Raw genomic sequence first — 9,791 nt, forward strand, 5'->3', positions numbered from 1 at the left:
TTTCCGATCCGATTTCCTCGGTGCTTTCCAGGTCTTCCGCTTTTGTTTCGCGGCTTTCCTTTCCGGCGGTTCCGACTCTATCAGATCCTTTCGGCGCTGATTCCCGGTCAGAGCGGGTTGTCTTCCCGGCTGTTGGGCCGTTCCGACGTCTCAAACCTTAGCGGATCCGTTCGGCAGTTCCTAATCGGGCTGCCGGCCCCTATTCGAATTGAATTCGGGCACGCCGAAATTCAACCCCGTCGGGAGATCGCGCTGTGGTTTGGTTGTGCCGCTGCTGCGGCGGAGGTGCTGCCGGAGAACCGTTACGGCTCCGTGGCAACCCGAAGAACTTTACTGACCTCGCAGGGCGGTGTCAAGCACCCCCTGTCAAGATCTTTTCCTGCGGCTCTCAGTCGAGGTCGCTGAGCCTGCCGCCGGCGTCCGGCTGGGCGTGCTCCACCCGTCGCAGGAGCCTGGTGAGGACCTCGCCGAGGGCCGCGCGCTCGTCGGCGGTGAGGTCCTGGAGGAGATCCTCCTCGAACACCGTCGCCATACGCATCGCCTGCAACCACTTCTCGCGGCCCTCGGTCGTCAGCTCGACGATCACGCGGACCCGGTTGGACTCGTCCCGCTCACGGGTCACCAGTCCCTCGGCCACCATGCGGTCGATGCGGTGCGTCATCGCGGCCGGCGTCAGGCCGAGGCGCTTGGCGAGGTCGCTCGGGCCCAGCCGGTAAGGGGCGCCCGAAAGGACGAGGGCCTTCAGGACCTCCCACTCGGCGCTGCTGATGCCGAGGTCGGCGGTCTGGCGGCCGTACGCGACGTTCATGCGGCGGTTGAGGCGGGAGAGCGCCGAGACGATCTTCTCGACCTGCGGGTCGAGGTCCTGGAACTCGCGCTGGTAGGCGGCGATCTGCTCTTCCAGGGTCGGCTCGCCGCCGAGGCCGGTGCCGATCGTGCCGGGGGTGTCGCCCATGGGCGCAAGTATCGCACGGGACCCATTCGCGTTGAAGTACTTCGAGGTGTACTGTTCACCTTCGAACTTTAGCTTTGAAGTCTTCGGTACTAAGTAATGAGGCAGTGGAAGCTTTCCGTGGTGTCGCGCGTTGATCGTGGGTCGGCACTGTCTGAGAGAGGTGAACGTGACCAGGGCGATGGGCGCAGCGATGCGCCGGATCCACGTGGGCAACGCGCTCAGCGCGTTCGGGCTGGGATTCACCGTCCCCTACCTGTACGTCTATGTGGCGCAGGTGCGGGGGCTGGGGTCCATGACGGCGGGACTCGTCCTTGCCGTCTTCGCCGTGGCCGCGCTGATCGTGCTGCCGTTCGCCGGCCGCGCGATCGTGCGGCGCGGGCCCCTGCCGGTCCTGCTCGCCGCCCTGGTCACCGCCGCCGTCGGCTCGCTGGGCCTGGGCCTCGCCGGGAACGCCACCGCCGTCCTGACCGCCGCGGCCGCGCTCGGCGCCGGCCAGGCCGTCATGCAGCCGGCGCTGGCGACGATGATCGTGGACAGCTCCACGTCGGAGACACGCTCGCGGGCGTTCGCCACGCAGTTCTTCCTCCAGAACCTGGGGCTGGGCGTGGGCGGGTTGATCGGCGGGCATCTCGTCGACGCCACGCGCGTGTCGTCCTTCACGCTGCTGTTCGCCATCGAGGCGGCGATGTTCCTGCTGCTGGCCGTGGTGATGTCGACGGTGCGACTGCCGCACGCCCCGCGCGTGGGGGACGTCCCGCAGTCGGCCCGCGGCAGCTGGAGGCAGATGCTCCGCAACCGGGCCATGGTGCAGCTGTCGGTGCTCGGGTTCGTGCTGTTCTTCGCCTGTTACGGGCAGTTCGAGTCGGGGCTGAGCGCGTACGGCGTCGAGGCCGCCGGGATCTCGACGTCCGCCCTCGGGACCGCGCTGGCCGCCAACACGGCGATGATCGTGGTCGCGCAGTTCGCCGTGCTGAAGTTCGTCGAGCGCCAGAAGCGGTCGCGGGTGATCGCGGCTGTCGGGCTGATCTGGGCGGTGGCCTGGGTCGTGGCCGGGTACGCCGGGCTCGGGCACGGCAGTCGGACGATGGCGACGGCCGCGTTCGTGTCCACGTACGCGCTGTTCGGACTCGGTGAGGCGATGCTGTCGCCGACGGTCGCGCCCCTGGTGGCGGATCTCGCGCCGGACGGTCTGGCGGGTCAGTACAACTCGGCGTTCGCCCTGGTGAAGCAGCTGGCGCTGGCGGTCGGGCCGGCGGTGGGCGGGCCGATGGGGGCCTCCCTGCACGCCCCGTACATCGTGACGTTCCTGCTGTTCTCGCTCGGGATCACCTACCTGGCGCTGCGGCTGGGGCGGCGGCTCACCGCCGTCCAGGATCAGCCGTGGCTGGTGCGCAACCGGGTCGTGGCCCGGGGCGGGGCCGCCGTGGAGCCCGTGGCGGCCGAGGTCTGAGGTCCTCCCGGCCGCGCGCCGGGCTGTGCCTGTGGAGAGGCGGCCGTCGTTCTCGGGAACGACGGCCGCCTCGCTGTTTCCGGCCCCCCTGCTGTGGTGCGGTCTCAGCGCGTCGCGGTCACCAGGGTCGAGGTGAAGGGGAACGTCGTCGTGGCGGCGGGGAGGTGGGCGCGGACCGTCTCCGCCGCCCGGTCGAGGGCCTGGTCGCCTCCGGAGTCGACGAGGGAGCGGCCCCAGGGGATCGCGGAGAGGTGGCCGGCGACGTAGTCCTCCAGGGGAGGCAGGTCGATGGCGAAGGTGAGGTCGCGGCGGGTCGTGGAGTGGAAGCCGGCACGGTCGAGGGCGGCGGTCAGGCGGTCCGCGGCGTCGAAGGCGGCCCGGAAGGTCGCCGCCGCCTCCGGACCGTCGAACTGTTCGAGGGCGCGGAGCTGGGCGAGGAAGTAGGGGGAGTCGTCCAGGCGGGCCCAGAGGGTGGCGGCGAAGCGGCCGCCGGGGCGGGTGACGCGTGCGGTCTCCGCCAGGGCCGCGTCGAGGTCGGGGAAGAACTGGACGCCCTGCTGGCACAGGACGGCGTCGAAGGTGGCGTCGGGGTAGGGGAGGTCGTCGGCGGGGGCGGGGGTGAACTCGATGTCCGGGTAGAGGCGTGGGTGGCATGCCACGGCGATCCTGAGCATGCCCTCGTTGAGGTCCGTGCCGGCGACCCGGCCGGCGGGGCCGGCCTGTGCGGCGGCGGCGCGTGCCGCGAAGCCCGTGCCGCAGGCGAGGTCGAGGACGGTGGCGCCGGGGTAGAGGTCCACGGCGTCCACGAGTGCGGTGACGAAGGGCGCCATGAGGGGCGCGACGTAGTGTTCGTAGCGCTCGGGAGCGCTTCCCTTGAGGTCAAAGCCCGTTGCGTCTGCCATGGGGAGCTACTAGCACCGGCGGGCCGGTTCGCCTAGGTGCCGCGCGCGGGGGAACGGTTGTGCGGGGCTGTTACCGGCCGGTTTCCGTCTCTCGGTCGGTGGCCGTGTCAGTCGGTGGACTTCTCAGTCGGTGGCGGGTCGGTCGGTCGGTTTCGACAGGACGAACTCGCACCACACGGCCTTGCCGCCGCCCGGAGTGCGTCTGCTGCCCCAGTTCGAGGCGATGGTGGCGACGATGGCGATGCCCCGGCCGGACTCGTCGCCCGGCTCGGCCCGGCGGCGGCGCGGGAGGTGGTCGTCGCCGTCGGTGACCTCGATGATGAGGCGCCGGTCGGTGCGGCGCAGGCGCAGCCGCATCGGCGGGATGCCGTGCTGGAGCGAGTTGGCGACGAGTTCGCTGGCGGCCAGGACGCCGAGGTCGTGCAGATCGGCCGGGAAGCGCCAGCTGGTCAGGACGCCGGAGGCGAAGGCACGCGCGCGGGGGGCGGCTTCCACCCCGCCGAGGAGCTCCAGGGCCGCGTTGCGGAACAGCTCGCCGTCGGGCCCGGTGTGGGCCGGGTGTTGCAGGACGAGGACGGCGACGTCGTCGTCGTGGTCGGCGGTGACGCCGGCCGAGCGGACCAGGCGGTCGCAGACGACCTGGGGGGTGCCGGTCGCGCCGGCCAGGGCGCGTTCGAGGGCGGCGATGCCTTCGTCGAGGTCTTCGTTCCTGCGTTCGACCAGGCCGTCGGTGTAGAGGACGGCCGTCGAGCCGGGGCCGAGGGGGATCGAGCCGGAGGCGTGCATCCAGCCGCCGGTGCCGAGCGGGGGGCCGGTGGGCTCGTCGGCGCGCAGGACGGTGCCGTTGTCGTCGCGCACGAGGATGGGCAGGTGGCCCGCGGACGCGTACACGAGGCGGCCCTCGTTGGGGTCGTGGATGGCGTACACGCAGGTGGCGATCTGGTTGGCGTCGATCTCCGTGGCGAGGCCGTCGAGGAGCTGGAGGACCTCGTGCGGGGGCAGGTCGAGGCGGGCGTACGCCCGCACGGCGGTGCGGAGCTGGCCCATGACGGCGGCGGCGCGGACGCCTCGGCCCATGACGTCGCCGATGACGAGGGCGGTGCGGCCGCCGCCCAGGGTGATGACGTCGTACCAGTCGCCGCCGACGGCGGCCTCGGTGCCGCCGGGCTGGTAGGTCGCGGCGATGCGCAGGTCGTCGGGTTCCTCGAGTTCCTGGGGCAGCAGGGAGCGCTGGAGGGTGACGGCGGTCTCGCGCTGGCGCCGTTCGCTGGTTCTGAGGCGTTCGGCGGCTTCGGCGTGGTCGGTGACGTCGGTGGCGAAGATCAGGACGGCGCCCTTGCCGTTGTCCTCGGCGGCCGGGGTGCAGGTGAACGTGTAGTGGCGGCCGTCGGGGGCCTTGCGGGACTTCAGGGTGCGGGGCCTGCCGCTGCGCAGGGCCTGGTCGAGGAGGGGCAGCAGGCCGAGGTCGCGCAGTTCGGGGAGGGCGTCGGCGGCGGGCTCGCCGCAGGGGCGGGCGCCGAAGGCGGCCGTGTAGGCGTCGTTGACGTAGGCGAGGCGGTGGTCGCAGCCGTGGACGAGCGCGACGAGGGCCGGGACGCGGTCGAGGACCTCACGGACGGGGAGCTCGTCGACGGCGGACACCGGGGGCGGCTCGTCGCCGAGTCGTTCGGCGCGGGCCGCCGGCACGGAGCCCTCGCTCCGCCGGTCGGTGGTGGTGACCGGGTGCTCGGCCCGCGCCGCGGCGCGGCGCTGCGTTCCGGGGAGCCGGGCGCTCCAGCGCGTGAAGTTCACGAATCCTTGCCTCGTGTAGTCGTCGTCGGCCGGCTCCGGGCCCGGCCTGGGCTCCGGGGGCCGCGCGGCGGTGGCCGCACATTGTTACAGCACCCGGGGTGCGGGGCACGTGGGGACGGCCTGGTGGGTCTGGCGGGGGCGGGTGGTGGTCCGCCCCGGCTCGGAAGGGGGCTCGGGTGGGGCTGTGAGCAGGGAGCAGTCTGGCAGTGCGGCCGCCGTCCGGGCCGACGTTCGTCAGACGTGGGGGCGGCCGGTGGAGTTCCTGGATCGGGTCAGGACGACCCCTTCGGGTCGCCGGAAGACTCGTCAGAAGGCTTTCCACCGGCAGCGAGTTCGAACTCAGCGCGGGGATGTTCGAGTGATCCCAGGGAGACGATCTCCCGTTTGAAGAGCCCGGAGAGGGTCCATTCGGCGAGCACGCGCGCCTTGCGGTTGAAGGTGGGCACGCGGCTGAGGTGGTAGGCGCGGTGCATGAACCAGGCGGGGTAGCCCTTGAGCTTGCGGCCGTAGACGTGGGCGACGCCCTTGTGCAGGCCGAGTGAGGCGACCGAGCCGACGTACTTGTGGGAGTACGTCTGGAGGGGCTCGCCGCGCAGGGAGCGGGCGATGTTGTCGGCGAGGACCTTGGCCTGGCGGACGGCGTGCTGGGCGTTGGGGGCGGTCTGGCTGCCGGGCTCGGCGGCGGTGACGTCGGGGACGGCCGCCGCGTCTCCGGCCGCCCACGCGTGCGTGGCGCCGTCGACGGTCAGCTCGGGGGTGCATTTCAGCCGCCCTCGGTCGGTGAGCGGAAGGTCGGTGGCGGCGAGGAGCGGGTGGGGTTTGACGCCGGCGGTCCACACGACCGTGCGGGTGGGGAAGCGGGCGCCGTCGCTGAGGACGGCGACGCGGTCGGCGCAGGACTCCAGGCGGGTGTCCAGGCGTACGTCGATGTTGCGGCGGCGCAGCTCGCTGACGGTGTAGCGGCCCAGGTCGGGGCCGACCTCGGGCAGGATCCGGTCGGAGGCTTCGACGAGGATCCACTTCAGGTCGTCGGGCTGGATGTTGTGGTAGTAGCGGGTGGTGTAGCGGGCCATGTCCTCCAGTTCGCCGAGCGCCTCCACGCCCGCGTAGCCGCCGCCGACGAACACGAAGGTGAGGGCGGCGTCGCGGATGGCGGGGTCGCGCGTGGAGGAGGCGATGTCCATCTGCTCGATGACGTGGTTGCGCAGCCCGATGGCCTCCTCGACGGTCTTGAAGCCGATGGCGAAGTCGGCGAGACCGGGGATGGGCAGCGTGCGGGAGATCGAACCGGGCGCGAGGACGAGTTCGTCGTACGTCAGCTGGCGGGGGCCGGTCCCCTCCTCCTCGGTGGCGAGGGTGGTGAGGGTGGCGGTGCGTTTGGCGTGGTCGACGGCGGTGACCTCGCCGACGACGACCCGGCAGTGGGGCAGGACGCGGCGCAGGGGCACGACGACGTGACGGGGCGAGATGGAGCCCGCGGCCGCCTCGGGGAGGAAGGGCTGGTAGGTCATGTACGGGTCGGGAGTGACGACCGTGATCTCGGCCTCGCCCCGGCCGAGTTCCTGTTTGAGCTTCCGCTGGAGCCGCAGGGCCGTGTACATCCCGACGTAGCCGCCGCCGACAACGAGAATGCGCGCACGTTCCTTCACCATCCCATGACGCACCGGGCGACGGAGTTTGTCCACAGCCCCGACAATTTGTGTGACCGCGAGTCCTGTGGACCCGGGGATGGCCGAATCTCCGGAGCGAGCGACAGACGCGCAGCTCAGAGGGCGTACGCCGGGGTGCGGGAAGGGGTGCAATCGGGACGTATGCGACCCGTACTCCGATCGGGGGGCGCACTGTGCGGAACGTGCCCCTTCTGAATTGACTCCCACTCAACTATGTTCGTGTGTCGACGGGGTGTCAGGGGGAAGCGCTCCGCGGGTCTGCGACGGGCGGGTCCACGGAGACCGTCCCCTGTGCTGTACGCCCCGGCCTTCGATTGCGGGGAGAGTCTCCGGGGGGAGACGTCATTACCGGGGGATCAATCATGACCATTCAGAACTCGCATTGGTCGACGGCGTCGGCCCTGGCACCGGGTGGCGCGATCGGCGCGGCGGTGGGCGGCGGACGAGGAGACGGCGCGCGGACGGCACCGCTGCGCGTGGACGCACAGCGCAATCTGGAGCACGTGCTGCGAGCGGCGCGCGAGGTCTTCGGCGAGCTGGGGTACGGCGCGCCGATGGAGGACGTGGCGCGGCGCGCGCGGGTCGGCGTCGGCACCGTGTACCGGCGTTTTCCCAGCAAGGACGTCCTGGTGCGCCGGATAGCCGAGGAGGAGACCTCCCGGCTGACCGACCAGGCGCGGGCCGCGCTGGGCCAGGAGGACGAGCCGTGGTCGGCGCTGTCGCGCTTCCTGCGCACGTCCGTGGCATCGGGCGCCGGGCGGCTGCTGCCGCCGCAGGTGCTGCGCGTCGGGGTCGCCGAGGACGACGCCGCGGTGGCGCAGGCCGACGCGGCGCGGGTGCCGCAGCAGCGCACCCAGCCGGGCGGCGGAGAACTGCGGCTCGTCCCCGAGGACGGCGCCACGGCCGCCGTCGACGACGCGGGGGCGGCGGCGCTGCTCGACGTCGTGGGCCGGCTCGTGGAGCGGGCACGGGAAGCGGGCGAACTGCGCGCCGACGTGTCGGTGTCGGACGTGCTGCTGGTCATCGCGACGGCGGCGCCTTCGCTCCCGGACCCCGCTCAGCAGGCGGCGGCCTCGGCACGGCTGCTGGACATCCTGCTGGAGGGTCTGCGCTCGCGGTCCTCCTGAGCGTCCCGGGCGGCCCGGCTCCTGGCTCCTGTGCGGCCTGGGCTTCGGAGCGGCCTGGACGGTCTGCCGGGGTCGTTCCGCGCGGGCTCGCACAGAGAGGCGGGTCTCGTCCGGGGCGGCCTCGGGGAGAGGCGCGCGGGAGTGGGTCTCGTAGGAGTGAGCGGGGGCGGCGAGCCGGACGGCTCCCGTCCCCGCCCCGCCGCGCCGCACATATCGGGCATCGCGCCCCTCGACCTCAACTCCGCTCGCCGACGCGGCACTTGAGTGTTCCCCGAACGGGTGAACATCAGTACTGAATTGCGGCCGGTCCCCACAAACGAGTGGACGGCCCGCCGCACGGGGTTCTGAACAAAAGCCACTATGGCACTCTGACCCGGTGGTCGGGACTGGTGGGGCGGGCGGGGGCTTTCCGCGATGAGCGTTGACGGTCGGGACGAACAGGTGCCGAGCCAGGGCGGCCGCGCACGCGGCCCGGCCGGCGAGCCGGTCACCCCGCCTCCGGTGGCCCGACCACCGGTCGCCCCGCCGGAGGTCGGGCCGCCGCAGGAGACGGTCCCGGCGCAGCGCGAGGGCCGGAGCGAGGGCATCCTGCCGCCGCCGCGCGACCTGCCGCCCGCCGACGCCGACCTGATCGGCCGGATGCGCTCCGGCGACGACACGGCGTACGAGGAGCTGTACCGGCGCCACGCCGACGCCGTACGCCGCTACGCCCGCACCTGCTGCCGGGACGCGCACACCGCCGACGACCTCACCGCCGAGGTCTTCGCCCGCATGCTGCAAGCGGTGCGCGGCGGCTCCGGACCCGAGTACGCCGTCCGCGCGTACCTCCTCACCTGCGTGCGGCGCGTGGCAGCCGACTGGACCCGCTCGGCGAAGCGGGAGCAGCTCGTCGACGACTTCGCGGTGTTCGCCGCGCGGTCCGCCCGCTCCTCGGACGCCGCCGACGACACCGTGCCCATCGGCGCCTTCGGGGCGGGGGTCGAGCCGGCCGCCGACGTGCGCGCGATGCACGAGGCCGAGCAGTCGATGGCCATGCAGGCCTTCCGCTCGCTGCCCGAGCGCTGGCAGGCGGTCCTGTGGCACACCGAGGTCGAGGACGAGTCGCCGAGCGAGGTCGCCATGCTCTTCGGCCTCGACGCCAACGGCACGCGCGTGCTGGCCAGCCGGGCCCGCGAGGGACTCAAGCAGGCCTACCTCCAGGCTCACGTCAGCGCCACCCTCACCAGCGACGAGGAGTGCGCCCGCTACGCCGACCAGCTCGGCACCTACGCCCGCCGTCGTCTGCGCACCCGTGCCGAGCGGGGGCTGCGCAAGCACCTGGAGGAGTGCGCCAAGTGCCGGCTGGCCGCCGTACAGATCGAGGAGGTGGCCGGCAGCATCCCGGCCGTCGTGCCGGTCGCGGTCATCGGCTGGTTCGGCGCCGCCGGGTACGCCAAGGCGCTCGCCCTCCTCGCCGGCGGCACGGGCGCGGGCGCGACGGGCGTCGCGGGCGCGGCCGCCGCGGCGAGCGGTTCCTCCGGCGGGACCGGCGCCGGGAGCGGGGCGGCGGCCTCGGAAGGGCTGGGCGCGCCCGTGAAGGCCGGCATCGCGGCCGGGGTGGTCACGGTGGCGGCGGCCGCGGTCGCCCTCGCGCTGATCGGCCACGACCAGAGCGCCGGGCCGCCCGAGGCGAAGCCCCCGGCCTCCGCCCCCGCGCCGGTCGCGCGGCCCGAGACGCCGACGCCGGCGCCCCCTCCCCCGCGCGTCGCGGAACCCGGGCCACGGCCCGCGGTGATCGTGCCGGCGGCGGCCCCCACGACGCCGGCGCCGACGCCCCGGCCGACTCCCTCGCCCACGCCCCCCGCGAGACCCGTCGTCACTCCCAGCCCCCGCCCTCGGGCGGGGGCTGGGAGTGAC

General features: G+C 73.0%; 7 protein-coding genes. 3 read left to right on the forward strand and 4 right to left on the reverse strand.

What is annotated here, in order from left to right; all coding sequences use genetic code 11:
• Positions 1-388 precede the first annotated feature (388 nt).
• Positions 389-955, reverse strand: coding sequence for a MarR family winged helix-turn-helix transcriptional regulator (locus KMS84_RS35870; RefSeq protein ID WP_256920719.1), 567 nt, complete (start codon positions 953-955; stop codon positions 389-391).
• Positions 956-1,133: 178 nt separating this feature from the next.
• Here KMS84_RS35870 and KMS84_RS35875 point away from each other — a divergent pair, with 178 nt between their 5' ends.
• A complete protein-coding gene (locus KMS84_RS35875; protein WP_256920725.1) occupies positions 1,134-2,405 on the forward strand; it encodes an MFS transporter in 1,272 nt (423 codons plus the stop codon).
• A gap of 104 nt (positions 2,406-2,509) precedes the next feature.
• Here the strand turns inward: KMS84_RS35875 and KMS84_RS35880 are convergent, their stop codons facing one another.
• From KMS84_RS35880 to KMS84_RS35890, 3 genes are all read right to left on the reverse strand, one after another.
• The gene (locus tag KMS84_RS35880; RefSeq protein ID WP_256920720.1) at positions 2,510-3,307 is read right to left on the reverse strand and encodes a class I SAM-dependent methyltransferase; all 798 of its coding nucleotides are present in this window, start codon (positions 3,305-3,307) and stop codon (positions 2,510-2,512) included.
• A gap of 123 nt (positions 3,308-3,430) precedes the next feature.
• The gene (locus tag KMS84_RS35885) at positions 3,431-5,098 is read right to left on the reverse strand and encodes an ATP-binding SpoIIE family protein phosphatase (RefSeq protein ID WP_256920721.1); all 1,668 of its coding nucleotides are present in this window, start codon (positions 5,096-5,098) and stop codon (positions 3,431-3,433) included.
• Positions 5,099-5,370: 272 nt separating this feature from the next.
• Positions 5,371-6,750 (reverse strand): NAD(P)/FAD-dependent oxidoreductase, encoded by a 1,380-nt coding sequence (locus KMS84_RS35890; RefSeq protein WP_256920722.1) that lies wholly within the window; start codon positions 6,748-6,750, stop codon positions 5,371-5,373.
• Positions 6,751-7,130: 380 nt separating this feature from the next.
• Here KMS84_RS35890 and KMS84_RS35895 point away from each other — a divergent pair, with 380 nt between their 5' ends.
• Both KMS84_RS35895 and KMS84_RS35900 read left to right on the forward strand, forming a co-directional pair.
• Positions 7,131-7,895 (forward strand): TetR/AcrR family transcriptional regulator, encoded by a 765-nt coding sequence (locus KMS84_RS35895; RefSeq protein ID WP_256920723.1) that lies wholly within the window; start codon positions 7,131-7,133, stop codon positions 7,893-7,895.
• Positions 7,896-8,309: 414 nt separating this feature from the next.
• On the forward strand, positions 8,310-9,791 hold a 1,482-nt coding region (locus KMS84_RS35900), incomplete at its 3' end, for an RNA polymerase sigma factor (protein ID WP_256920724.1).

It is taken from the genome of Streptomyces hilarionis (assembly GCF_024539675.1).
Lineage (GTDB): Bacteria > Actinomycetota > Actinomycetes > Streptomycetales > Streptomycetaceae > Streptomyces > Streptomyces hilarionis.

Coding starts and splice junctions, on each gene's coding strand:
- KMS84_RS35870 (WP_256920719.1), bottom strand. CDS start 955: ATGGGCGACACCCCCGGCACGATCGGCACCGGCCTCGGCGGCGAGCCG.
- KMS84_RS35875 (WP_256920725.1), top strand. CDS start 1,134: ATGGGCGCAGCGATGCGCCGGATCCACGTGGGCAACGCGCTCAGCGCG.
- KMS84_RS35880 (WP_256920720.1), bottom strand. CDS start 3,307: ATGGCAGACGCAACGGGCTTTGACCTCAAGGGAAGCGCTCCCGAGCGC.
- KMS84_RS35890 (WP_256920722.1), bottom strand. CDS start 6,750: ATGGTGAAGGAACGTGCGCGCATTCTCGTTGTCGGCGGCGGCTACGTC.
- KMS84_RS35895 (WP_256920723.1), top strand. CDS start 7,131: ATGACCATTCAGAACTCGCATTGGTCGACGGCGTCGGCCCTGGCACCG.